The 24,274-nt window shown below is 34.1% G+C and carries 23 protein-coding genes and 1 pseudogene; 15 read left to right on the top strand and 9 right to left on the bottom strand.

Annotated elements, in window-relative coordinates:
* Positions 1–119 precede the first annotated feature (119 nt).
* From AAE962_RS01925 to AAE962_RS01880, 10 genes and pseudogenes are all read left to right on the top strand, one after another.
* Positions 120–1,346, top strand: a complete 1,227-nt coding sequence (locus AAE962_RS01925; RefSeq protein WP_343289355.1) for a cytochrome b/b6 — start codon at positions 120–122, stop codon at positions 1,344–1,346.
* Positions 1,346–2,107, top strand: a complete 762-nt coding sequence (locus AAE962_RS01920) for a cytochrome c1 (RefSeq protein WP_343289354.1) — start codon at positions 1,346–1,348, stop codon at positions 2,105–2,107. Before AAE962_RS01925 ends, AAE962_RS01920 begins: the two co-directional genes overlap by 1 nt.
* 86 nt (positions 2,108–2,193) lie before the next feature.
* Positions 2,194–4,128: an excinuclease ABC subunit UvrB gene (gene uvrB, locus AAE962_RS01915; protein ID WP_343289353.1), complete on the top strand. Its 1,935-nt coding sequence runs from the start codon at positions 2,194–2,196 to the stop codon at positions 4,126–4,128.
* Between the two features lie 1,105 nt (positions 4,129–5,233).
* Positions 5,234–6,430, top strand: coding sequence for an MFS transporter (locus tag AAE962_RS01910; RefSeq protein WP_343289352.1), 1,197 nt, complete (start codon positions 5,234–5,236; stop codon positions 6,428–6,430).
* Positions 6,431–6,468: 38 nt separating this feature from the next.
* Positions 6,469–6,768, top strand: coding sequence for an integration host factor subunit alpha (locus AAE962_RS01905; RefSeq protein WP_063630779.1), 300 nt, complete (start codon positions 6,469–6,471; stop codon positions 6,766–6,768).
* Positions 6,765–7,091: a MerR family transcriptional regulator gene (locus AAE962_RS01900; RefSeq protein ID WP_343289351.1), complete on the top strand. Its 327-nt coding sequence runs from the start codon at positions 6,765–6,767 to the stop codon at positions 7,089–7,091. Before AAE962_RS01905 ends, AAE962_RS01900 begins: the two co-directional genes overlap by 4 nt.
* A gap of 52 nt (positions 7,092–7,143) precedes the next feature.
* The gene (locus AAE962_RS01895) at positions 7,144–7,734 is read left to right on the top strand and encodes a M23 family metallopeptidase (RefSeq protein WP_343289350.1); all 591 of its coding nucleotides are present in this window, start codon (positions 7,144–7,146) and stop codon (positions 7,732–7,734) included.
* A 4-nt stretch (positions 7,735–7,738) separates the two neighbouring features.
* Entirely contained in the window at positions 7,739–10,207 is a 2,469-nt protein-coding gene (gene leuS, locus AAE962_RS01890; protein WP_343289349.1) for a leucine--tRNA ligase, read from the top strand.
* A gap of 120 nt (positions 10,208–10,327) precedes the next feature.
* Positions 10,328–10,885: pseudogene (locus AAE962_RS01885) on the top strand (hypothetical protein).
* A gap of 110 nt (positions 10,886–10,995) precedes the next feature.
* Positions 10,996–11,649 (top strand): cell envelope biogenesis protein OmpA, encoded by a 654-nt coding sequence (locus AAE962_RS01880; RefSeq protein ID WP_343289348.1) that lies wholly within the window; start codon positions 10,996–10,998, stop codon positions 11,647–11,649.
* 99 nt (positions 11,650–11,748) lie between these two features.
* Here the strand turns inward: AAE962_RS01880 and folD are convergent, their stop codons facing one another.
* The 6 genes from folD to ndk all read right to left on the bottom strand — a co-directional run bounded on the left by folD (position 11,749) and on the right by ndk (position 16,520).
* The gene (gene folD / locus AAE962_RS01875; RefSeq protein WP_343289347.1) at positions 11,749–12,636 is read right to left on the bottom strand and encodes a bifunctional methylenetetrahydrofolate dehydrogenase/methenyltetrahydrofolate cyclohydrolase FolD; all 888 of its coding nucleotides are present in this window, start codon (positions 12,634–12,636) and stop codon (positions 11,749–11,751) included.
* Positions 12,620–13,195 (bottom strand): UbiX family flavin prenyltransferase, encoded by a 576-nt coding sequence (locus tag AAE962_RS01870; RefSeq protein ID WP_343289346.1) that lies wholly within the window; start codon positions 13,193–13,195, stop codon positions 12,620–12,622. The genes folD and AAE962_RS01870 overlap by 17 nt, the downstream gene beginning before the upstream one ends.
* Positions 13,188–13,445, bottom strand: a complete 258-nt coding sequence (locus AAE962_RS01865) for a DUF2312 domain-containing protein (protein ID WP_006014634.1) — start codon at positions 13,443–13,445, stop codon at positions 13,188–13,190. The genes AAE962_RS01870 and AAE962_RS01865 overlap by 8 nt, the downstream gene beginning before the upstream one ends.
* 9 nt (positions 13,446–13,454) lie before the next feature.
* Positions 13,455–14,732 carry an HlyC/CorC family transporter gene (locus tag AAE962_RS01860; protein ID WP_343289345.1) on the bottom strand — a complete coding sequence of 426 codons (1,278 nt, stop codon included), beginning with the start codon at positions 14,730–14,732 and terminating at the stop codon, positions 13,455–13,457.
* A gap of 68 nt (positions 14,733–14,800) precedes the next feature.
* Positions 14,801–15,979 (bottom strand): aspartate aminotransferase family protein, encoded by a 1,179-nt coding sequence (locus AAE962_RS01855; protein ID WP_343289344.1) that lies wholly within the window; start codon positions 15,977–15,979, stop codon positions 14,801–14,803.
* A gap of 121 nt (positions 15,980–16,100) precedes the next feature.
* On the bottom strand, positions 16,101–16,520 hold the full coding sequence (gene ndk, locus AAE962_RS01850) for a nucleoside-diphosphate kinase (protein ID WP_343289343.1): 420 nt from the start codon (positions 16,518–16,520) through the stop codon (positions 16,101–16,103).
* A gap of 106 nt (positions 16,521–16,626) precedes the next feature.
* Here ndk and AAE962_RS01845 point away from each other — a divergent pair, with 106 nt between their 5' ends.
* From AAE962_RS01845 to AAE962_RS01835, 3 genes are read left to right on the top strand one after another with little or no spacing between them, the layout of a single operon-like run.
* Positions 16,627–17,406 carry a hypothetical protein gene (locus tag AAE962_RS01845; RefSeq protein WP_343289342.1) on the top strand — a complete coding sequence of 260 codons (780 nt, stop codon included), beginning with the start codon at positions 16,627–16,629 and terminating at the stop codon, positions 17,404–17,406.
* Positions 17,403–18,356: a ferrochelatase gene (gene hemH / locus AAE962_RS01840; RefSeq protein ID WP_343289341.1), complete on the top strand. Its 954-nt coding sequence runs from the start codon at positions 17,403–17,405 to the stop codon at positions 18,354–18,356. Before AAE962_RS01845 ends, hemH begins: the two co-directional genes overlap by 4 nt.
* A gap of 53 nt (positions 18,357–18,409) precedes the next feature.
* Positions 18,410–19,207 (top strand): hypothetical protein, encoded by a 798-nt coding sequence (locus tag AAE962_RS01835; RefSeq protein WP_343289340.1) that lies wholly within the window; start codon positions 18,410–18,412, stop codon positions 19,205–19,207.
* On the opposite strand, the gene gshA is transcribed toward AAE962_RS01835, so the two are convergent.
* On the bottom strand, positions 19,204–20,358 hold the full coding sequence (gshA, locus tag AAE962_RS01830; RefSeq protein ID WP_343289339.1) for a glutamate--cysteine ligase: 1,155 nt from the start codon (positions 20,356–20,358) through the stop codon (positions 19,204–19,206). The genes AAE962_RS01835 and gshA overlap by 4 nt on opposite strands.
* An 82-nt stretch (positions 20,359–20,440) precedes the next feature.
* Between gshA and hslV the strand changes: the two genes are divergently transcribed.
* Both hslV and hslU read left to right on the top strand, forming a co-directional pair.
* Complete coding sequence (gene hslV / locus AAE962_RS01825) at positions 20,441–20,995, top strand: ATP-dependent protease subunit HslV (protein WP_343289338.1); 555 nt, start codon at positions 20,441–20,443, stop codon at positions 20,993–20,995.
* Position 20,996: 1 nt separating this feature from the next.
* Positions 20,997–22,448, top strand: coding sequence for an ATP-dependent protease ATPase subunit HslU (gene hslU, locus AAE962_RS01820; protein WP_343289337.1), 1,452 nt, complete (start codon positions 20,997–20,999; stop codon positions 22,446–22,448).
* A 70-nt stretch (positions 22,449–22,518) separates the two neighbouring features.
* Here hslU and AAE962_RS01815 read toward each other — a convergent pair whose 3' ends face one another.
* Positions 22,519–23,400, bottom strand: coding sequence for an FKBP-type peptidyl-prolyl cis-trans isomerase (locus AAE962_RS01815; RefSeq protein ID WP_007302172.1), 882 nt, complete (start codon positions 23,398–23,400; stop codon positions 22,519–22,521).
* A complete protein-coding gene (locus AAE962_RS01810) occupies positions 23,393–24,193 on the bottom strand; it encodes a polyprenyl synthetase family protein (RefSeq protein WP_343289336.1) in 801 nt (266 codons plus the stop codon). Before AAE962_RS01810 ends, AAE962_RS01815 begins: the two co-directional genes overlap by 8 nt.
* Positions 24,194–24,274: the final 81 nt, after the last annotated feature.

Raw genomic sequence — 24,274 nt, 5'->3', positions numbered from 1 at the left:
CAAGCACTCAAGTCTGAATGCTTGTTTTCCTGAAATCTATTATTTAAATTAAACTTTTTATTGTGCGTTGTAGGTAAGTTGTTACAATAAAATGAGTTAAGATGAAAAAACTTTAAGTTATGGAAGATGATAGCAAGAAAGAAATAACAGAAGAAAAAGGTATATTAGGTTGGATAGAGTATAGACTGCCTATATTTTCTTTTCTAAAACATACTGCTTCTTATCAAGTACCAAAAAATTTAAATTATGCTTGGAATTTTGGTTCTTTGGCTGGTATAGCACTAATTTTGCAGATAATAACAGGTATATTTCTTGCCATGCACTACACTCCGCATGTTGATCATGCATTTAATAGTGTGGAGCGTATAATGCGTGACGTAAGTTATGGATGGCTGATACGTTATACTCATGCTGTTGGGGCGTCACTCTTCTTTATGGTGGTCTATGTTCATATCATGCGTGGATTATATTATGGATCCTATAAAAGACCGCGAGAAATGGTTTGGTTTATTGGCATATTTATATTTTTTGCAATGATGGCAACTGCCTTTATGGGATATGTTCTTCCATGGGGACAAATGAGCTTTTGGGGTGCAACAGTTATAACTAACTTATTTTCAGCCATACCTTTAATTGGCAATAAAATAGTTATATGGTTGTGGGGTGGTTTTTCCGTTGATAACCCAACGCTCAATCGTTTTTTTGCACTTCATTATCTTCTTCCTTTCATTATTATTGCTTTAGCTATGTTGCATGTTGTTGCTCTGCATAGATTTGGCTCTAATAACCCAAGTGGAATAGAAGTAAGGTCAGGTAAGGACACTATTCCTTTTTATCCTTATTATATAGCAAAGGACTGCATAACTTTTGGTTTATTTTTTATAATTTTGTTTGGATTTGTTTTTTATGCCCCTAATTATCTTGGGCATCCTGATAATTATATAGAAGCTGATCCTATGGTAACTCCAGTACACATAGTACCAGAGTGGTATTTCCTACCTTTTTATGCGATGTTGCGCTCAATTCCAAATAAGCTTATTGGTGTACTTACCATGTTTGGATCTATTTTAGTTTGGTTTCTTTTGCCTTGGCTTGATAAATCAAAGGTTAAAAGTGGTGCTTATCGCCCATTATTTAAGAAATTTTTTTGGGTTTTTGCAATAAATTTTGCATTTCTTGCTTGGCTTGGAGGTCAGGAAGTTAAAGAGCCTTACATTACTTTAAGTAGGCTTTCAACTCTTTATTATTTTTCATATTTTATGATAATTTTACCTTTACTTAGTAAGTATGAGAAACCAAAAAGATTACCAAAAACAATAAGCGATTCCGTTCCAGAGATGAAGTGATGCTGTTGGTTAAAGTTGCTGTATTTTGTATATTATTTCTCACTAATTCTTTATCTGCAGAGGAGTTTAAACCTTTACCAAATAAGAAAATCGACTGGAGTTTTGATGGAATTACTGGATCTTTCGATAGAGAGTCAATTCAGCGTGGCTATAAAGTATATAAGGAAGTCTGTGCTGCTTGCCATTCAATGAATAGACTAGCGTTTCGTAATTTGCAAGATGTTGGTTTTTCTGAAGAGGATGTAAAACAAATTGCAGCCTCTTATCAAGTGAAAGATGTTCCAAATGATTTGGGTGAAATGTTTGATAGGCCAGGAGTGTCTTCGGATTATTTTATTGCACCTTTTGATACAAAAGAAGCAGCTGCAGCAAGCAACAATGGAGCAATTCCACCCGACTTATCATTAATTGTCAAAGCAAGACATGATGGTGCAAATTATGTCTATTCACTACTAATTGGTTATCAAAACGGTGAACATGATGAGAACGGTTTATATTTTAATCCATATTTTTCAACAGGCAGGTTAGCTATGGCACCACCACTCTCTGAAGGAATGGTAGAATATGATGGTGCAAGGCAAGCCACAGTTGAAAATATGGCATATGATGTGGTAAATTTCTTACAATGGGCAGCAGAGCCAGAACTGGAGCGCCGACATAAACTTGGGCTAAAAATAGTGACATATTTTATAATTTTGACGGTGTTTTTTGTTCTTACTAACAATAGAGTTTGGAGCCAACTCTATAAAAAAGGAAAATAGAACTTCATTTACGCTCGTTTTTATACCTTACTCATAATATCATGTGTATTATGTAATGATAAATATATTATGAAAGTATAGGGATTATGGCATTTCAAATAGTTACAAATTTTCAGCCAGCTGGGGATCAACCACAAGCAATAGATAGTTTAGTTGAAGGACTAAATAACAAAAAAAGAGATCATGTTTTACTTGGAGTAACTGGCTCTGGAAAAACTTTTACTATGGCAAATGTTATTGCAAGAACAAACAGGCCTGCGTTAATTATGGCACATAATAAAACTTTAGCGGCGCAGCTTTACGAGGAGATGAGAGGATTTTTCCCTCACAATGCTGTTGGATACTTCATTTCTTATTATGATTATTATCAGCCTGAGGCTTATTCACCACAAACAGACACTTATATTGAAAAAGACTCTTTAATAAATGAAAGAATTGATATGCTACGCTATTCTGCTATATGCTCTCTTTTGGAGCGTAGGGACACGATTGTAGTTGCAAGTGTTTCTTGTATATATGGTCTTGGTTCGCCTGAGAGCTATCTCAGCATGACCTTGACTTTAAGTGCTGGAGATAAGATTCATGTTAATGACTTTCTGAATAATTTAGTTAATCTCCAATATAAACGTTCTGATGTCAGATTTGAGCGAGGATATTTCAGAGTGCGCGGCGATATTATTGATATATTTCCTGCCTATTATGAAAATAAAGCTTGGCGTTTATCATTGTTTGGTGATGAAATAGAAGAAATTTCTGAGATTGATGCCATGAACGGCAATATTATCAGACGCATAGATAAAGTCACCATTTTTCCAAATAGCTATTACGCTACATCACGTGAGACTCTTTTGCAAGCAGTTCAACTGATTAAAAAAGAACTACATGAACGCCTGGATTATTACTATTTACAGAACAAAATTGTTGAAGCAAAACGCCTTGAGCAGCGTACTAATTTTGATATTGAAATGATGATGGCAACGGGAGTGTGTAAAGGTATTGAAAATTATTCGCGTTATCTTTATGGAATGAAAGCCGGAGATCCACCGCCTACATTGTTTGAGTATTTACCTAAAGATGTAATTTTATTTGTTGATGAAAGCCATGTAACCGTTCCTCAGATAGGTGCAATGTATAGCGGTAATGAAGCACGTAAAAAGAAATTGATAGATTATGGTTTTAGGCTACCTTCTGCTTTTGATAACCGTCCATTAAAATTGGAAGAGTGGGAGGCAATACGGCCCCAGACTATTTACGTTTCGGCTACTCCAGGAAAATATGAGTTAGAAAAGACTAACCACGCATTCATAGAGCAAGTTATCCGCCCAACAGGACTGACAGATCCCATCTGCACCATAAAACCAACAGAGAGTCAGGTTGATGATGTGATTCACGAGGCGCAAGTAACAATAAAAAAAGGATTTTGTATTCTAATTACCACATTGACAAAAAAAATGGCTGAAAAGCTAGCTGAGCATATGAGTGAGCTCAGTATGAAAGTAACTTACCTACATTCAGATATTGGTGCACTGGAAAGAATTGAAATTATATGCAAATTAAGATCTAAAGAAATAGATGTTCTTGTTGGCGTTAACTTGTTGCGGGAAGGTCTTGATATTCCCGAGTGTGGGCTGGTTGCAATTTTAGATGCTGACAAAGAAGGGTTTTTACGATCAGAGACTTCGCTCATTCAAACGATAGGTCGTGCTGCACGCAATGTTGAAGGCAGAGTAATTTTATATGCAGACAAAATTACTAATTCTATGGATCGTGCACTGAAAGAAACTGAAAGGAGAAGAAAGAAACAGACAGAGCATAATACACTGAATAATATTGTGCCAAAAACTATAATAAAGCCTATATCAAATACTTTACAGGAAAAAGTGGTAGTTGAGAATTTTAGTAAGAATGATCTAAATAGTTTGAAAAAGCAAATGTTGAAGCATGCTGAAAATTTAGAGTTTGAAGAGGCGGCAAAAATAAAAGGTATTATTGAAAAATTTAATAACAGACCCGTTACATAACTAGAAAAAAGATAAATAATTAATAGTTAAGCTGACTTTGATTTACCAAAGATTTGAAAAACTATTATCTAAGAACATATCTTGAAAGGACTTAAGTGGTTAAATATTAAAGAGTTCTTGAAGTCAGGAGAGCACACTATACGTCAAGCAAACAACGTTTACCTAAAATTCTGTGACATTAGCAGCTTTCTTGGCCCGTTTTCAGTAAACAGTGATTTTGTAATTCTTCTATATATTAGAAAAGTTTTTATTTTAATTAGCGTTAAACTATAGGCGCCTATTGTTTTTTAGCTAAAGTAAAGATCAAGTATCTGGAATTCTGGACATAAAATCCACCTGTGTAAAAAAGATTAGAAAAAAGTGAAGCACACATACAACAGATATGCACTAAAGAAGATACGCTACGCTTTTTGATTAAAAATTTGACTGAACAGTCTGCAAGACAAAGATAGATTTTGAGCTCTTAAAATATCTCTAACTGTGATTATAATCAGGTTTAAAATATATGGAAGCAATTTTTTACGTTAATATTTTAAATTAGGCCTCTTGCATAACTATATTAAAGGTTAGCACCAGCAATTACTCCTCATTATATATTTTATCGCATTAATAATTGTTATGTTTTTGCTCTCCCTATTGCTCCTTGTGCAACATTTAGCCTTGTAACTTATATCACTTGTTACCCTCCTATTTCTTGCTTTATTCTTTTTTTCCTTTCAAAACAGGTTCTGAGTGGCAAAACATAGGTCCACTTTAATGTGTATTAAACAAGATTTTATAACTCTAATTGTCTTTGCTTGTGATGTTCAACTGTGATATCAACCATTACATTCAATGGAAGATGATCTGAAGGGTATCTCTCTTGTTGGAATTATATCATCTTTACCCAGGCCTTTCACCGTACGCTGTATACTCCTTTATAACAGGGGATAAAAAGCAAAAATCTATTCTTTTTTTGAGATCATATACAGATTATAACAATTAAAATCTCACAACAAATTTGTTGTTTCATAGCTTTTATATAATCTATAATTGCAACTGTTTTAACAGTAATCAGCGCCTAAAAAGGGGGTGATTATCAATGAATTACTTATAAAATAAACTTATGAAAAGTAGAGATTGGTTCATTTGGCTGATCAGCAACTTAATTGTTATATTCAGCAATATGCAAATAATCTACACCTTTATAAGTGTGGATCTTGAAAAAGAACTTGGGATCACGATTGCGCAAGTTGCACTGGCTAATTCAGCATATACTTGGACTTTTGCTATCTCACAATTTTTTAGTGGGGCAATGTTTAATGTTTTTTCCAGCAAAAAAATTTATTTTCTCTCATTATCGATTATGATCTTTGGGTTTTTTATCCTTATTAGTAGTGAAAGTTTTGTCCATCTAATTTTATCTCAATTCTTGATTGCAATTGGAGCATCATTTGGTTTTGTTGGAGCTGCTCATATAAGTAGCACATATTTTCCCATTACCCAATTTGGACTGATGTTCTCACTAGTGCAGACAATTTCAAGTCTTTCAGCTTTGATGATTCAAATGTTGTTCTCTAGCTTCCTTGCTGAAGGTATGGATTGGAAGAATTTGATTGTATACGTAATATTATTTGGCGTATCGATATTTGTACTTATGTTTTTTTATCCGAAAGGACTTTCAAAAAAAAGTTTGGAAAAATGCACAATAAAAAGCTCTATAAAAACAGTAATATGTTCTATACTAACGGTGCTAAAATTAAGAGATATCTGGATAACTTCAGTAGTAGGTGCTATTACTTTTGGAACATTTTTAGCGCTTAATATGCTGTGGGCACCAAGGTTACTAAGCAACTTAGAACTAAATACAATGGAGTTAGGTGTGGCAACTGCAATATTGTGGCTTGGTCTTGCAGTTGGTGCTCCAATTGCAGATTTAATCTCAAATCTATTTAAAAATAGAAGGCACGTAATCTCTGCTTTTGCCATATTGCAAGGTATTTCAGTTATTATTTTACTATACGGCAATTTAACAGTTCATATTATATACTTTTGTATGTTAATGTTTGGTTTTTTTGCAGGCGGACATATGCTTAATTTTACTGTTGGCAGTGAGATTGTTGAGCAGAAGTATATTAGCACATCATCATCCATTATCAATGGATTTATGTTTGTTATGAGTGGAATTTTAGTGTCAATTTTAGCACTTTTTTCAGATCATCAAATGGCGCTTTTCACAATATTTGCAATGTTAACATTTGCTAGTATTTTTAATTATGCTACAAAAGAAACATACTATAAAAATAAAGTAGCTGAATCTTGAGTCGACTGTTATATTATATTAACATACTATAATAAATTATGACAACAAAAGACACAACAGTAACTAAGGCAACAATAGCTGAATGTATAAACCAGAAAATTGGATTATCGAAAGAAGACTCTATTGCAATAATAGATGATATATTGGATGAGATAAAAACGAGCTTAGCAAAGGATGGGATAGTAAAAATATCTTCATTTGGAACATTTTTGGTTAAAAACAAGAAAGAAAGACCAGGAAATATACCCAAGACATTGGAAAGGGTAGTAATTCAAGCGAGAAAATCAATTTCTTTTAGACCTTCAAAAATGATGAAGAAATTAATAAATAACCGATGAATAAGGAAAAATTATTTTACACAATTGGAGAAGTAGCTGAAGAACTACATTTGGAGCAGCATGTTTTAAGATTCTGGGAAAGTCAATTCCATCAAATTAAACCCATAAAACGGAAGGGAAGAAGACTATATGATCATAAGTGTATAGAGGCAATAAAGAAAATAAAATATATGCTATATGACAAAGGATATAAAATAAAAGGAGTACAAAAGGAATTTGGTAACGATGTAAGAATTGATCATTATTCAAGAAATTTGTTGCAAGAACTTACCGATTTAAGAGACTATTTGACTGATAAAATAAATGAAGAAAGTAATAAATAGACGAAAAATACTATAAAGTTTTGTGAAAGTTGATCTATCTAGAGATAAGTTTATGTATCGTATAGCCTTGTTCTTTATATTATCAGCAATACTGATAAGCTGTGGCCTGCAAAAACCTGCACCTGTACTACTTAAAGGCGAAGAATTTTATGGAAAAAGAGACCTAGAGTACACAAGGGAGTATCATTTGATTAAAGAAAATGTTGATTCTTCGCTGCAAAAAGAAAGTAGAAAAGCTTTCGTAGATAAGGTATATAACAATAATGCACAAAGCATGTGTAAATTTGTAATACCGGTTAAAGGTGCAGTTATCTCTTCTGATAAAATATGTCAAGATGGCATAAAAATTACTGCTCAAAGTGGAACAAAGGTTATTGCTTCTGCACCTGGCAAAGTAATATACGTAGGCAAAGGCCTGAGGTGGTACGGAAATTTAATTATAGTGGAACATAAAGATAATTACATGACTATGTACTCCTACTTAAAAAACATACAAGTTGAAATTGGTGATAAAGTAAAACAAGGTCAAGTAATTGGATCTGCAGGTAAATCAAGCACACAAGATAAAGATCCGCAGATGTGTTTCACAATAAGGCATAATGGTCAAGCAGTCGATCCTTTAGTACATATAAACTGTGATTGAATTTATGAAATATGATTTTAAAAACGTTGAAAAATTCTACCAAAATAAGTGGGATTTTTCTGTAAGCAAAGATAGTAAAAAGAAGAAATGTTACGTGTTGGAAATGTTTCCATATCCATCTGGTAAGATTCATATGGGGCACCTGCGTAACTATGCAATAGGAGATGTTATAGCATGTTACAAGAGAGCTCGTGGATTTGAGGTTTTGCACCCAATTGGCTGGGATGCGTTTGGATTACCAGCTGAAAATGCAGCAAGGGACAATAACATTAACCCTGCAGCATGGACACAAGATAATATAGATAATATGCGCGCGCAGCTAAAATCTATAGGTCTTTCATACAATTGGGATCGTGAGCTCTCCACATGTGAGCCTGATTATTACAAACACGAACAGAAATTTTTTCTGGATTTTTTAAAGCATGGTCTTACCTATCGAAAAGAGTCGTGGGTTAATTGGGATCCAGTGGACCAAACAGTGCTTGCAAATGAGCAAGTGGTTGATGGAAAAGGATGGCGATCAGGTGCAGTTGTTGAAAAACGTAAGTTATCTCAGTGGTTTTTAAAGATTACTGATTTTGCTGAAGATTTGCTTCATTGTTTGCAAAGTTTAAAAAATTGGCCAGAAAAAGTCAAAACTATGCAAGAGCGCTGGATAGGAAAATCTGAAGGGGCAACTATAGATTTTGAAATAGTTGGCCTGAATAAGAAATTAAAGATTTTTACAACTTCTCCTCATACTTTATTTGGAGCTTCTTTTCTTGCATTAGCAGCAGAGCACCCTATTGTACAAGACCTTAAGGACGAAGACATACAAGGCTTTATCGACAGTGTGAAGGCAAAGGGGGAGAATGATGAAAAAATCGGGATTTACACAAGATTAAATGTCAAACATCCATTTCTTGATAAAGAGTTGCCACTGTACATAGCGAATTTTGTGTTGATGGAGTATGGAGAAGGCGCGATTTTTGGTTGCCCTGCACATGATCAGCGTGATTTTGAATTTGCACAGAAGTATGGTTTACCTATTATTCCTGTAGTTTGTGAAGAGAGCACAAAGACCACAGAGATCTTAAAAGAACCGTACTTCGGTGATGGGGTGATGTTCAATTCTGAATTCTTAAACGGACTAATGATTAATGAGGGAAAGGAAGTAATCATTAAAAAGCTTGAAGAAAAAGGAATAGGTAAGAAAACAATAAACTATCGTCTACACGATTGGGGAATTTCAAGGCAACGTTATTGGGGATGTCCTATACCTGTTATATATTGTAAAGATTGTGGAATTGTTCAAGTTCCAGAAAAAGACCTCCCTGTTGTTCTACCAACGGATGTAGAATTTACAAGTGGTGGTAATCCCCTGGACAAGCACCCAACCTGGAAATTTGTTGATTGTCCAAAGTGCGGAAAGCAAGCAGAACGTGAAACTGATACATTTGACACTTTTTTTGAATCTTCTTGGTATTTTGCTGCATTTTGCAGTGAAAATAAATCGATTAATAAAGATACTTGTAATCGTTTTATGCCTGTTGATTATTACATAGGTGGAATAGAACATGCAATTCTACATTTGCTTTACTCAAGGTTTTTCTGCCGTGCTTTAACTAAATGTAGCTATTTTGACATTAAAGAGCCTTTCTCTACTTTAATCACTCAAGGAATGGTCTGTCATGTAACTTATAAAGATGAGAATGGCAAATGGCTCTTTCCCGAAGAAGCAAAAGAGTTGATTGCGAAGGGTACTAAGATCCAAGTTGGAAAAGTCGAAAAGATGAGCAAGTCGAAAAAGAACACAGTTGACCCAAACTTTATCATAGAAAAATACGGTGCTGATACTGCTCGTTTGTTTGTATTATCTGACACTCCTCCGGAAAAAGATATGGAATGGTCTGATGATGGAGTGGAAGGTTGTTTTCGCTACATAAATAAATTGTGGCGTATGGTAGTGCAACTTAGGCCCGTAAACATACACTATGATAATGAAAACATTGTAGGTAAACTCCTAGAGTACAGAAAAAAAATCCATAAACTATTGCAAGGACTTACAGATGACTTGGAAAACTGCAGATTAAACTGTGTGGTAGCAAAGTTTCGTGAAATGACAAATTTAATAGCTGAAATAGACGTAAAAACTGGAAAATCTCTTATTGATGAAGGTATATGCATACTAATCAGAGTAATTGAGCCATTCATGCCACACCTGGCTGAAAATTTATGGCAAGAAATAGGAGGTGAAGGCATGCTATATATGCAACCTTGGCCAAAAGCTGATGAATCACTACTAATTGATAATATGGTGACTGTAGCAGTGCAGATCAATGGAAAGTTACGTGCGACCATTGAAGTGGCAACTGATTTACCTCAAGAAAAATTGAAGAAAATAGCAACAGATTCTGTATCTAACAAAATCGATCAAAGCAAAATTCGCACTATATATGCTGTACCAAATAAGGTAGTAAACATAGTTATATAAAAATTTTGAGTAGCATGTTGCTAATTTCGTAGGTATACTTTTTTTGATATGAGATTATATCTTTTTTAATATAAAGGATATATACTTGTGCATTATATATTTTTTTGTATGGGTAGTTATATGAAAATAAAAGGATTGTGTGTTTTAGCTGTGTTGCTCACTTCATCTCTAGCAGGTGCAGCTAGTAATAAAGCAGCTAGTAATAGTGCAAAAGAGCAGTACTACGCAGGTTTAAACTTTGGTGGTGGATGGGGTACTGGATTAAAAATAAAACCTGGCTTAGTTTTTGGTTATAATTATGATAAAAGCTCTAAGTTTGAACTTTAGATTCTCACTGACGTAAGTGATATGTTTGGTAAGGAAACCAAGAAAATGGGAGCTATTTTATTAGCAAATTACCGTTATTATCCTGACGTTGACATTGATCCTGTGAAACTATATGTCATTGTAGGTTTAGGAGGACATCTACAAGTAATGCCTTTTTCTCTTGGCGAAGGTGAAACACTAGATAAAATACTGGGTGCTATTTCGTACAAACTGAAGGTTGGTGTTGATTATGAAGTTGCTCCACAGATAGTTGGTACAGCTGCTTTAACCGTAGGCGGGCAACTGAGTGGTTTAAAAGCAAAACAAATACCAGATGCAATGCTGGAAGTAGGAGTACGCTATAATTTTTAATGCTGGATAACATTGAGTACATGTTTAATAGTTAGGTGTAACCACAAGCAATGCTCAAAACTTGCTGCTAGCATGTTTGAACATTTATTCCAGTCTGTTTTAAGGAAGTAATGTGTATGAATTATATGAGAGCGATGAAAGTGTTTGCTGTGTTGGTTGCTTTAGCAAGTACAGCTAGTAATGGTACAAGTGAGTTAGAAGATCAGTACGGAGACCATTATGAAGAGCAGTACACATATCAGCATGAAGACCGGTATGAAGACCAGTACGAAGATTATTACTATGTAGGTTATGTAGGTTTAAACTTTGGTACTCAATGGAGTGAAAAATTTCAATTCAAACCTAGCGTTGTTTTTGGTTATCATCATAACCAAAATTCTAAGTTTGAACTTGAGGTTCTTGCTGACATAAGTGATATAAATGATAAAGAAAAAAGGAAAGTAGGAGCTAGTTTATTGGCAAATTACCTTTACTATCCTGATCTTGAAATTGATCCCATTAGATTATATGCTAGTATAGGGCTGGGTGGATATATTCGAATATTGCCATCTTTTGGTCTTGGTAAAGATACAACTAAAAATGAAACATTAGATAAAATACTGGGTGCTATCGACTATAAAGTAAAGTTAGGTGTTGATTGTGAAATTATTCAGCAGATAGTTGGCACAGTTGCTATTGCTGCAAGTGGTCAATTAAGTGGCTTTAAACCACCGATGAAAAAACCAGATGCAATCATAGAAGTAGGTATACGTTATAATTTTTAAGCTATGAACACTTTGAATCCTTATACACAGTTGTATGCTCGGTGCTATATATGTGCTATTTGTAAAGGTATTCTGTTTATGCTAACATTAAGATAAACCTTAAGCAATAAAATCAGAAGGATCAACTTCCCGCTGTAAGCAAGCAGCAACTACAGTGTTTATCATAAGAAATGCTATTGTCATCGGGCCAACTCCACCAGGCACTGGAGTAATAGCTTTGACTTTTTCTTTTACTTCCTCAAAGTCAACATCACCCACAAGCTTACTTTGACTTCCTATGTTAATGCTATTTATGCCAACATCAATCACTATTGCACCTTTTTTTATCCAATCTGGTTGAACAAAATTTGGCTTTCCAACTGCTGCAACTACTATATCCGCCTTAGAGCAATAATCAGCTAAATCCCTACTTTGTGAATGCAAGATGGTAACAGTGCAATTTTCTTGCAACAATAGGTGAAACATTGGCTTACCCACAATATTTGATCTGCCAATGATTACCGCATTTTTACCGGACAGATTATTTTCAACTGACTTAATTAAATGCAAAGAACCTTTGGGAGTACAAGGTATCAGACAATTTTTTTCACCTTTAACTAACCTGCCAACATTTTCATCATGAAAGCCATCTACATCTTTTTCAACACTTACTGTATTAATTATTCTGCTTGCACTGATGTGCTTTGGTAAAGGTAACTGCACTAAAATTCCATGCACAGATGAATCTTCATTTAATGTATTAACTTTTTCAATCAATTCGTCTTCTGAGATACTATCAGGCAAAACAATAGTTTCAGAACTTATGCCTATTGATTCTGCTTTTTTTTGTTTATTACGAACATAGACCTGACTTGCTGGATTGCTACCTACGAGGATTACTTTTAAGCAAGGAAAAACATTATACTCTTTCTTTAAAATATCAATTTTTTTTGATAGCTCCTCACAGAGATCATTTGCTATTTTTTTACCATCAATAATAATTGACATTTCCTTGCCACTCCTCGAAATCAGGTAATACAATATCAAATAAATTCAATATCTTACCAACAGAATGATTTACAATATCATCCAAAGATTTTGGTTTAATATAAAAAGCAGGCATCGGCGGAGCAACAATTGCTCCCATCTCGGTTAGTTTTAACATATTTCGTAGATGTCCAAGATGTAGTGGAGATTCTCGCACCATAAGAACTAATTTTCTTCTTTCTTTTAGAGTTACATCTGCAGCCCTTGTTAATAGATTGGAAGTCACCCCCGATGCTATTTCAGACATTGTTTTCATAGAACATGGAGCAATAACCATACCTGAGGTTTTAAATGAGCCGCTTGCTATTTTTTCTCCTATTTTTTCTTCAGAATAGTAAAAATCTGCAAGCGATATAATATCTTCAAGTTTTTCTTTAATCTCATGAGCTATAGTTATTTTTCCAGCACTGCTGATCACTAAATGAGTTTCATGATTGGTATTTTTTAGTGCCTCTAGAATCCGTACACCGTAAATAGAACCAGATGCTCCACTTATTCCAATTACAATCCTACTATTCACCTTCGTAATTCATTCCCAATGCACGTTTGTAGGTATCAAGTAATATTTCCTGTTCCTCCCTGTCATCATCATCCATCTTTCTTAGCCTAATAATCTGTTTCATCACTTTTATATCCCAACCTTCATCTGCAGCTTTTGCATATACATCACGAATGTGATCTTGCACATCCCTCTTTTCTTGTTCAAGTTTTTCGATTCTCTCTATATAGCTCTTCAAATCTTCAGCCGTTATTTTTACTGTATCTTCCATAGAAACCAACTAATTAATTGCTACTACAGTATTATCAGTTTTTACTTGTACTTCAATCATAGTAATAATATTTTTATCTTTTTTTAAAATCTTAAAGTAAAAACCGTACATGGAAAACTCTTCATTTTCTTCAGGAATGCGCTCTATCTCATTTACAATCATACCTGCTAGAGTTGTAGCTTCTTCATCAGGAAGATCCCAATGTAACTGTCTATTAATATCCCTAATAGTAGATTTTCCTTCTATGTGATACATATTATCGGATATCTTTTTTATAAAATTCTCTGTGATAAAATCATGTTCATCCGCAATTTCTCCAACTATTTCTTCCAGTATGTCCTCAAGAGTAACAATTCCCTGAAGGGCTCCGTACTCATCAATAACAAATGCAAGGTGTTTCCTATTTTTACGAAAGTTGTGAAGTTGCACACTAAGCGGTGTACTTTCTGGTATAAACCAAGGCTTTGACATAACTTGGGTAATATCTATTTTATCACCCTTTTCACGTAAGGCATTTATTAGATTTTTTACGTGAACCACTCCGACAACGTTATCTGGTTCTTTTTGCCATAAAGGTACCCTACTATGACTACTAGTCAAAATCTCTTTTATTAACTCTTCTTTGTTTCGATCTATATCAAGAGAAAATAAGTTTCTCCTGTGGGTAATAATTTGCGATATCTCCGTCTCAGCCAAATCAAGTATACTACTTAGCATATCTAAATCCTGTTGTAACATAGTTCCTTCACTGCGATGAAGAGTAATCATATTACGCATTGCATCTGCTGCAGATATTACCTCCCTATTCTTATGAAGCCCACATAACTTCAGAATGAGATTGACAATAAACTGAATGCCTAATGTCAATGGAGAAAGAATCTTGACAAAAAACAGCATAAAATAAGTAGAAAGTAATGTAAATTTTTCAGGATTTTGCATGGCGTAAGTTTTTGGTAACACCTCGCAAAACAGCAAAATACAAAACGTCATCATAGCTGTTGAGAAAAAGATGCCCTCACTTTCAAAGAAATTTATAAATATTGCTGTAAATAAAGCGGAACAAGTAATGTTAATAATTGTATTGCACAGTAGTATTGTTCCTATTGTTAATTCTTTTGTATTCAATAAGCGGTCTATTATCTTAGCTCTTTTATTTCCATCTAGCTTTAGTTTATTAACTCGGGAGCGGCTAATTGAAGTTAACCCTATTTCTGATCCTGAAAACAAAAACGATAAAATCAACAAGAAGAAAATTGCTGACAATACTGAAATCAATAACCAATCCATTAAAGTATGATGTTATTGCGATATAGAAACAGAGTTGATTTTATATGTTGTAAGAAGCATTTGCAAGTCTATATATCTTTAATATAAAAAAATAAATCATGAAATATATCACACACTTCATTCACATGCATATTCTCAACAACAAGTGGAGGAGTTATTCTTATTACCCTATTATTTAAAATTTTAGTCATTATTAAGCCTTTGTCAAGAGATTGTTTAACAATTTTATCAGCCAAAGGCACTCTAAGCTCTATACCTATCAATAAACCCTCCCCACGAACTTCTGAAACGATCTTCGGAAATTCTTCAGTCAAAGGCAACAACTTTTCTTTTAGATATTTACTGACCTTCTTAACATGGTCAAAAAAGCCTTCCTTTAGCATTACATCGAGTACTGCATTACCAACAGTCATAGCAAGTGGATTACCTCCATAAGTTGACCCATGAGTTCCTGGAGTGATTGCTTCTGCTATATAATCTTTTACTAAACATGCAGCCAGAGGAAATCCATTACCCATAGCCTTCGCACAAGTGAGCATATCAGGTTCAACTCCTATATTTTGATAGTAAAATAGAGAGCCAATCCGTCCATATCCGCATTGCACTTCATCAAAGCATAAAATTATTCCTTGAGCTTTTGTTATCTCTCTTACTTTTTGAAGATACTCTACGTCCAATGGATGTACTCCGCCTTCACTTTGTATGGGCTCTAAAAATATGGCAGCTGTTTCGCTATTGATTTTCTTTTCTAATGCTTCAATGTTATTTCTTGGAACTTTATCAAAACCAGAAAGTAGCGGAGCAAAGCCTTCGCGTGATTTTTCATTTGCTCCAGCAGAAATTGCAGCAATACTGCGGCCATGAAAACCTCCTTCAATTGTAATAATTCGATTGCGCTTTTCTTGTCCATTTAAGTAAAAATAACGGCGAATAAATTTAATTGCAGCTTCTGTTGCTTCAAGTCCACTTGAGCAGAAAAAAACTTTATCGGCAAAGGTAAGTTCTGTTAAACGCTGAGCAAGCCTTTCCTGCTGGGGAATAGTAAAAATATTAGAGCAGTGCCACAATGAATCCAGTTGTTCCTTCAGTTTATCTGTAATGTATGGATGACAATGCCCTAGAGAGGTTGTAGAAATTCCTGCAGCAAAATCTAAATATTTTTTACCATCCTTATCGAAGAGATATACTCCTTCTCCTCTAACTATAGAAGCTTCAGATCTATTATAAGCATTAACAACATGACCCATTTAAATATTATCTATACTATGTATTAGAAAGCTTTTCCTTAATATTGCTTAAACTAAAAATTGGGCTAATATTATACAGTTCAACATAAAATTCAGAAATTTAATATGTAAAAAAGTAAAACTACACCAATTCACATTCAGCAAAAAAGAAAGCTATTTCTCTATGAGCATTCTCTAGACTATCAGAACCATGCACTCTATTTTCACTAATATCATCAGCAAAATCACCCCTAATTGTACCTTTATCTGCCTGCTTTGGATCTGTAGCACCCATGATTTGTCTGTATTTACTGACTGCATTTTCACCGATTAAAACTTGAACTATCACAGACCCAGAAGTCATAAATTCCACTAATTCTCCAAAAAAAGGCCTATCCTTATGAATTTCATAAAACAGCTCTGCTTGTTTTTTTGTCAGCAGCATCATTCTTTGTGCTATAATTTTTAGTCCAGATTTTTCAATGTAAGAATTTATACTGCCTGTAATATTATTTTTTACTGCATCAGGTTTTAATATTGAAAGTGTTCTCTCAATTGCCATATTATTTCCTTATATTAAGATCGTATATTTACTTTATTGCGAATTTTTGTTCCATCAAAGAGATTTTTTATTTATAGTTAAAAATAAACCACCAAGGAGGTATTGTATGGGGTGTTGTAGTGAAAAAAATAACAAACAAATTGATCCTGCGTCTACTACTAAAAAGTTGATCAACAACCTGACATCATCAATTTTTTGTGGAACAAAAGGGTTTTTAACTTTCAGCTTGGCATCTTTGAGCTGGTTAGAGTACAGTGCACATCGTAATACAAAATTAAAAGAAGGTGCTGTTTTTGCAATAAAAAGAAACACCATTCCATTTTTTGAAATGGCTATCATAGTGCCATTTGTTTGTCTTGCATTACCTATGATAGATAGTATAAGTCTTAAGGAGTGTGCACTTACATGTGCTGCATTGATGATTGCAACATGTTTTGTTGTAAGAACTTGGCATTTGCGTGAGAAGTTACTAGAAAAGATCACCGATCATAGTAGAGAAGAAATAGACAAGGGATTTAAGAAGGATACTATAAAATTTCCTATCTTTGATCAAAATAGAAAACACACCGAGTATAATTCGCCTAACTCAGGGCGACTACTGGATGAAACAAGTAGCAACTCTCTTTTCGTTAAAGTTTTACTTTTTCCCCTGAAGGTCCTGCAAAGTTGTATAATGTTATTTTTAGCTGCTGTTGAACTTCTTGAAGCAGTGCCAAGTTTTTGTGTTGATGTGGTTTTCGATAGAAGCTTTGCATCTACACAGAGTAACGTGAAGAGATCTGGCTATCTATTGTATGCTAGTGTGGGAAATTTAGTGCCTGTAACTAAACTTGATGAGTGTGTAGCTAATTTTATAGGCAAACCTGAAGCAGGGTGTTGTAAGTGAAGAAGGCAGTAATCTTATTTAACCTAGGCGGGCCTGATTCACTGAGTGCAGTTCGTCTTTTTTTATTTAATCTCTTTTATGATAAAAGAATAGTCAATCTACCCAATCCTTTCCGCTTTCTTTTAGCAAAGTTTATCTCCAAAAGGCGAGAAAATACTGCACAAGAAATATACGAGCACATTGGAGGTAAGTCTCCAATTTTGGAGAATACAAAAGCACAAGCTGATGCTTTAGAACTAAAATTAAATGAAGATGGAAACCATGTGTATAAGATATTCATCTGCATGCGTTATTGGCATCCATTTGCTGATGAAGTTGTTAAAAGCGTAAAGCAATTCAACCCTGACGAAATCATTCTGTTACCACTATATCCGCAATATTCAACCACCACAACTCTATCATCCATAGAGAATTGGCAAAAAAATGCCAAACTGGAATGTAACACAAAAACAATTCACCATTATTATGACAATGAAGACTTTATTGAAGCTCATGTTAATCTGACGTCTAAATATTATAAATTAGCTAGCAAAATCGGTAAGCCAAGAGTCCTATTCTCGGCTCATAGCTTACCTCTTAGTATCATTAAAAAAGGCGATCCTTACGCTTCACAGATAGAAAAAACAGTAAAATTAATAGTAAAAAAATTGAATATTGAAGATCTTGATTGGGGAATATGTTATCAGAGTAAGGTTGGCCCTGTAAAATGGTTGGAGCCTAGCACTGAAAGTGAGCTATCACGCGCGAAAGACGATAATATACCTGTAGTTTTATCACCTATATCTTTTGTTTCTGAGCATTCTGAAACACTGGTTGAACTTGATATAGAGTATAAAGCAATTATCAAAGACGGATATTACTTTCGCGTACCAACTCTCAGTACTGATCTCTTATTTATCAAGTGCTTGGCCGATTTATGTTTAGATCACCCTCAAAGTACTGATTTATAGCACTTTTCTTTTTAGATTTTTATAGTATAATATTAAAAATTTATTATCTACTTATGCCAAAAGGTAAACCAAATACATTTATACAAAGTATACATGATGTTCATAATCATGATATTAGAAAGATGTATTGTATTGCAATAGGTTTAACAGGAATATTGTGTAAAATTTCATTGCAATTTTGTTGCGATTTTATTGACAACAACAGATCAAATATTTGCACTGTATTAGATATTTCTAAGTTCATAAAACTACCAACATCAATAATACTTACTCTTCATTTTGGTCTCAATTTATCTGGATATAAATCTAAAAAACTTCAGAATGGTAAAGAGGAAAATGAACCTGAAAAACCAATACAGGTGATAGGTAACTCAGCCTTCTTGGCAAACTGTGTCATAGGAATATTGATGCAGACGAAAATCATTCATTTCCTAGCTGGGAACAATAAAGATATAATAAGTTATATTAGCTTAACATCAGCAGTTCTATTTCTATTTTCAGAATGCATAAACTGTTATTATACATGGAAGAAGTATCTAAATAATAAGGATTCTGAAAAGTCTGCTAAATATGGTAAAGACGTTATTTTTAGCACATTCGCTTTGTCATTGGGCTTGTTAAGCTTCATCTTAAAAAGAATGGAAATTTCAACCATACCAATAGATTTGGGTGGTGGTATAATCTATAATTTCAACTTAACTGTTACGGTTAGCTTGATACTAAGTATAGCATATCTAGTATCAAACATCGATAAGTTTGTCAATCAACCTAATAATGGTACTGATCCTTCTACTGGACTTGATGAAGCTCACCATGATCGTCACAATAGCACTACTGTGGAAGTAGATTAGAGATGAAAAGACCTGATTTCCACTGCCAATGCTAGCACTGCTAATTTACTAACAATATTCCAAAGTGGCAGAGTTTTATTACCTTGGCTGATGTCATAAAATTCACAGTCAGTGGAATTCAAGCTAGAATATACATCTTTCCTGCTATTACATCGGTATAAGTAACATGTTGGAGTATCTCCTATATAGTATATTAGCGGTTCTGCAGAACTACTTTTAAATATGTCAATAGTTGGTACACCTTCTTGTATAATAACACTATTGATTGCTATTCCTTCTTTTATCTTTTTCATTTTATGACGCTTTTTTTTATTGAGATTTAATATTTCCTTTCCACTTGTTGCTGTTATAATGCCCATTCCATATGTGCCATTGCTTGCTTTGATAAAAACGTAAGGTTGTGTTTTTATTTCATATTCCTCATATTTTTTTTGCACTAGAGATAATATTTGGTCAACTTTAGTCGCTACTGCTCCTAGTGATGAATCATCATTAAAGTCAACTCCATTACAGCTTTCTGTAAGCACAGAAATAAGCCATGGATCCATTTTAAATTCGCCACAAAATTCGGACACTAATTTTTGATAGATTTCAAAATATTGAAATTTCTGCCTACTGTGCCAGCCATATAATGGACTTGGCACTATCTCTTGTTTTACGTTTTCTAGTGTGTCTGGAATGTGGCTAGTCATATCACGGTTCAGTATAATAACATCAGGCACAAATCCTGAAGTTGTCTTCAGCAAAGAGTTTTCTTTCACAACAGTTTCATACTGTTCTATTAAATTGTACGTTTCATTATGAAAGAGGCCAATTCTAGTTTCAAAACCTGCGAGTTGCAGTACTTTATCTATAACAAATACGTTTTCTATATACATTTTATTTCGTGTGTAATTCTCCGGTATTATAAGAGTCTTTTTATATTGTTTTGTTTCAAAATAACTTTTTATTAGTTTTGCTGCTGTTGCTCTTGATGTCTCACTTAGATTGTTGAACCCTGCAGGAAATAAATTAGCGTCCACTGGGGCAATTTTGTAGCTGGAGTTTCTAAGATCTATAGAGCTATAAAATGGCAATGTAAGGCCGTTAAATTTTGCCTCAAACCAATTATTTATACTTTTTTCCAAATCTGGGCGAATTATGTTTTGCATCTACACTTTAAATGTTATAAGAAAAGTACTATATTATAAGTTATAATCTTAATATAATATAACGAATTAAAATAACAAAAAAATGATTCATCACGACAGCAGTAAAATGTATGGTACTACTATACTATCAATTAGAAGAGACAAAAATGTAGTAGTAATAGGTGATGGGCAAGTCTCGCTAGGCCATACCGTTATAAAATCTGGAGCAAAAAAAGTTAGGCGTCTTTCTGGTGATTCCGTAATTGCCGGTTTTGCTGGAGCAACAGCTGATGCATTTACTCTCTTCGAAAGGCTAGAATCTAAACTTGATAAGCACCCAGGACAGTTAATGAGGGCATGTGTTGAACTTGCAAAAGACTGGAGAATTGATAAATATCTAAGAAAATTAGAAGCTATGATGATCGTGGCAGACAAGTCCATTTCATTGGTCATTACAGGAACGGGTGATGTTCTTGAACCTGAAGATGGCATTGCAGCCATTGGCTCTGGAGGAAATTTTGCTTTATCTGCAGCAAAAGCTTTGATTGACGTTGAAGGAATATCAATAGAGGAGATTGCAAAAAAGGCTATGAAGATAGCTGCCGATATATGTGTTTATACAAACCATAATCTAATTATTGAAAAAATAAAGGAGTAATATGTCAAGAACTTTGTGTACCAATTCTTCTGGTCAACCTGTAGTAGGTCAATCTGATAATAATGATGACTGCAATAAAAAAAACGGCCTCTGTGAAAATGAAGGTATAGAAAGTAGCAGCATCCAAAGCTCACAAGCTTTATTAGATGATCTACCACCACAGAAGATAGTTAAAGAGTTGGATAGATTTATAATCGGGCAGAATGACGCAAAGCGCGCTGTTGCTATTGCACTCAGAAATCGTTGGCGTCGAAATAAAGTCCCACTTTCACTACGTGAAGAGATTATACCTAAGAATATACTCATGATAGGCCATACGGGAGTTGGTAAAACTGAAATAGCTCGCCGTTTAGCAAAGCTTGCTGGTGCACCTTTTATAAAAGTTGAAGCAACGAAATTTACTGAAATAGGATATGTTGGACGTGATGTTGACTCGATAATACGTGATTTAGTTGATGCAGCAATAGTTTTAGTTAAGGAAAAAGCACGTAAAGCCTTAACTAAAAAAGCTTTAGGTTTGGCTGAAAAGATAATAGTCAACTCCATGGTTGGTGAAGATGCAACCGAGGAAAGCAAAAAAGTTTTCAGAGAAAGACTGAGAAATAAGGAATTTGAAGATGGAGAAGTTTCTATTAACGTCAGGGAGAGCAAGGGTATGTTACCCACTTTTGATATACCTGGCATGCCAGTTGGGCAAATTGGTGTGATGAACGTAACAGAAATCGTGGGCAAGATGTTTAATGGGAGCAAAAAAACAAAAACTATTACAGTTAAAGTGAAAGAAGCACGTGAAATATTGATTAATGAAGAAAGCGAAAGGTTAATGGATGAAGACAAGATAATCAAAGAAGCGATTGATCTTGTTAGCAATGAAGGCATAGTGTTTTTAGATGAAATAGATAAAATTGCAGCACGTACAGAAATAAAAGGTGAAGTCAACAGAGAAGGAGTGCAGCGCGATCTGTTACCATTACTTGAGGGAACAACTGTTTCAACTAAGTATGGCCCCGTAAAAACAGACTATATATTATTTATTGCATCTGGTGCCTTTCATTTATCTAAGCCATCTGATCTTTTACCAGAATTACAGGGTAGATTGCCAATTAGAGTGGAACTTAAGGCGCTTACTCAAGAGGATCTAATAAAAATATTAAAGGAACCAGAATCTAGTTTGTTAAAACAGTATATAGCGTTAATGAAAACGGAAAATGTAACACTTGAGTTTACTGATGATGGTATAGAGACTATAGCTGAAATAGCATTTACAGTTAATAGAGAAGTGGAAAATATAGGTGCAAGAAGACTTCATACTGTCATGGAGAAGCTTTTGGATGAAATAAGTTTTATCGCTTCTGAAAAAAATAGTGAAAAATTTGTTATAGATAGCAAATATGTAAGAGATAAACTAGAGTCAATTTCAAAGCAGCTTGATTTATCTAAATTTATACTTTAGATGAAGCCTACTTTAAGTAATATAGAGCATTCAAGAGGTTTTATTTTTTCTTACTTCGTAATTCTTTAAGCTATTTTTCAATAGTAGAATTCAAGCTTAAATCAATTATTGAGATATTTTCTTCATCAAAATCTATTTCTTTTATTAATATACCAGTTAAAAGATCAGGTGGAGAAAGAACTGTTCTTTTATTACCAGCTCTCATTCCCACAACTCCAAGTTCTATAGCAAGTGGTATTTTTTTGTCACCAACCTTAAACTGTACTATTTGATCTTTGATTATATACTCACCATTATGTCTCTTTATGCTATATTGAACTGATATCTCATCGCCACATTTTACTCGCTTTCCAGTTTTGTTAATTAAGTCATTAAAAATCATCAGGTTATTTACTGAATCGGGATATTTATCTTTTACTTCAATCAGTTTGATGTAATAAGAGTTAAAACTCATTTTGTTGTCATCAGCAGCAATAGTAACTACACGCTCTCCACCTTCTTTCATACCTATTACCCCTAAACTCACTTCTTTTAAGTAATCCTGACCTATTTTCAAATTGACATCAGTCGGAAGTAGCGTTGCTAGGTTGTTGGAGACTTTGTACATTTGTAGCAGAACTTCTTGGCCACAGAAAACTTTACTGCCACTACCTTCAGTAATTTCATAAAAGTTTATCATCTCTTCTTCTTTTTGCTGTGTTATTTCTTCTAAATATTCTGCTAACCCATGCTTTTCAATATAACGATCAAGAGCTGATTCAAGTATCGGCCTGACCAAATAACTTGCTATCATCTGTGTCAAACCACCATGTGTAGCATTTATTTCGTAAAGCTTTTCCCTTTTCTCTGGTTTATCTTTGTTTATATAAACAATCGTAATTATAAAAGCAGAAGCTAAAGTGAGAATCATTACTACAGAGATAAACATTTGTAATATAATTTTTCTAACCATCTTTTTTTACTTGATTCAATAAATCATATAAGTCACTAGTATTCCCTGAAAGCGTACTTAAATTATCTGAGGCCTGTTTAAAGAGACTATCTATATAGTTTTCCATTTCATTTTTTCCAAGCACGGACATTAAATTGTTTGTTTTATCTTGCTCATAATCTTCGATATCATCCTTGGCTTGAAAAATAAGCCCTAGATTTATTCCATAGTTATATAATGCTTCCCGCTCCTTGTCTGTAGCGCCTCCTATTATAGCCCCTATTTCACATGAAGCTGCAAATAGTTTTGCAGTTTTCATCAAATGAATTTCTTTTATTTTGTCAAAATCTGCACCTATATCTAAAATCTGCCCTCCCACCATTCCCTTCATTCCTATTGCTTGAGAGAGCACTTTTATGATCTCACAATTTAACAAAGATAATACCTCAAAAGCCAGGGTAAGTAATGCATCTCCGGCCAGTACTGCTGTTGCTTCACCAAATTTTTTGTGGCAGCTTGGCTGGCCTCTGCGGGTGTCACTGTTATCCATACATGGCAGATCATCGTGAATGAGGGAGTAAGCATGAATAAATTCAATTGCTGCTGCTGATGTTATTGCTTTTTCAACCTTTATGTTGAATATCGATGAAGATGCTATAACTAAAGAAGATGCTATAACTAAAAAAGAACGTATATGTTTTGCAGGAGCAAGAAGCACATAACGCATAGCTGATATAAGTTTATTCTCGCTATTTTCAGGTAAGAGCTTATTCACTTCTACAACAAGCAAATTTTTTGTTGTTTCGTCTAGCATTTTTAAATTTATTAACTATCGAGTGCTAAGAGATAGGAAGTTTTTAATAGTTTATATAATCATAAAAGCTATTGCAAACAT

It is taken from the genome of Wolbachia endosymbiont of Encarsia formosa (assembly GCF_039540065.1).
Taxonomy (GTDB): domain Bacteria; phylum Pseudomonadota; class Alphaproteobacteria; order Rickettsiales; family Anaplasmataceae; genus Wolbachia.
The sequence above is the reverse complement of the archived record's forward strand: the minus strand, read 5'-3'. Positions and strand labels throughout refer to the sequence as shown.

What these genes read in the sequence shown, in the direction of transcription:
- leuS (WP_343289349.1), top strand. Translation starts at nt 7,739, where the DNA reads ATGAAATATGATTTTAAAAACGTTGAAAAATTCTACCAAAATAAGTGG.
- AAE962_RS01815 (WP_007302172.1), bottom strand. Translation starts at nt 23,400, where the DNA reads ATGGTTAGAAAAATTATATTACAAATGTTTATCTCTGTAGTAATGATT.
- AAE962_RS01845 (WP_343289342.1), top strand. Translation starts at nt 16,627, where the DNA reads ATGGGGTGTTGTAGTGAAAAAAATAACAAACAAATTGATCCTGCGTCT.
- AAE962_RS01835 (WP_343289340.1), top strand. Translation starts at nt 18,410, where the DNA reads ATGCCAAAAGGTAAACCAAATACATTTATACAAAGTATACATGATGTT.
- gshA (WP_343289339.1), bottom strand. Translation starts at nt 20,358, where the DNA reads ATGCAAAACATAATTCGCCCAGATTTGGAAAAAAGTATAAATAATTGG.
- AAE962_RS01920 (WP_343289354.1), top strand. Translation starts at nt 1,346, where the DNA reads ATGCTGTTGGTTAAAGTTGCTGTATTTTGTATATTATTTCTCACTAAT.
- AAE962_RS01905 (WP_063630779.1), top strand. Translation starts at nt 6,469, where the DNA reads ATGACAACAAAAGACACAACAGTAACTAAGGCAACAATAGCTGAATGT.
- AAE962_RS01900 (WP_343289351.1), top strand. Translation starts at nt 6,765, where the DNA reads ATGAATAAGGAAAAATTATTTTACACAATTGGAGAAGTAGCTGAAGAA.
- AAE962_RS01860 (WP_343289345.1), bottom strand. Translation starts at nt 14,732, where the DNA reads ATGGATTGGTTATTGATTTCAGTATTGTCAGCAATTTTCTTCTTGTTG.
- AAE962_RS01910 (WP_343289352.1), top strand. Translation starts at nt 5,234, where the DNA reads ATGAAAAGTAGAGATTGGTTCATTTGGCTGATCAGCAACTTAATTGTT.
- uvrB (WP_343289353.1), top strand. Translation starts at nt 2,194, where the DNA reads ATGGCATTTCAAATAGTTACAAATTTTCAGCCAGCTGGGGATCAACCA.
- AAE962_RS01880 (WP_343289348.1), top strand. Translation starts at nt 10,996, where the DNA reads ATGTGTATGAATTATATGAGAGCGATGAAAGTGTTTGCTGTGTTGGTT.
- AAE962_RS01895 (WP_343289350.1), top strand. Translation starts at nt 7,144, where the DNA reads ATGTATCGTATAGCCTTGTTCTTTATATTATCAGCAATACTGATAAGC.
- AAE962_RS01855 (WP_343289344.1), bottom strand. Translation starts at nt 15,979, where the DNA reads ATGGGTCATGTTGTTAATGCTTATAATAGATCTGAAGCTTCTATAGTT.
- ndk (WP_343289343.1), bottom strand. Translation starts at nt 16,520, where the DNA reads ATGGCAATTGAGAGAACACTTTCAATATTAAAACCTGATGCAGTAAAA.
- AAE962_RS01865 (WP_006014634.1), bottom strand. Translation starts at nt 13,445, where the DNA reads ATGGAAGATACAGTAAAAATAACGGCTGAAGATTTGAAGAGCTATATA.
- folD (WP_343289347.1), bottom strand. Translation starts at nt 12,636, where the DNA reads ATGTCAATTATTATTGATGGTAAAAAAATAGCAAATGATCTCTGTGAG.
- hslV (WP_343289338.1), top strand. Translation starts at nt 20,441, where the DNA reads ATGATTCATCACGACAGCAGTAAAATGTATGGTACTACTATACTATCA.
- AAE962_RS01925 (WP_343289355.1), top strand. Translation starts at nt 120, where the DNA reads ATGGAAGATGATAGCAAGAAAGAAATAACAGAAGAAAAAGGTATATTA.
- hslU (WP_343289337.1), top strand. Translation starts at nt 20,997, where the DNA reads ATGTCAAGAACTTTGTGTACCAATTCTTCTGGTCAACCTGTAGTAGGT.
- AAE962_RS01810 (WP_343289336.1), bottom strand. Translation starts at nt 24,193, where the DNA reads ATGCTAGACGAAACAACAAAAAATTTGCTTGTTGTAGAAGTGAATAAG.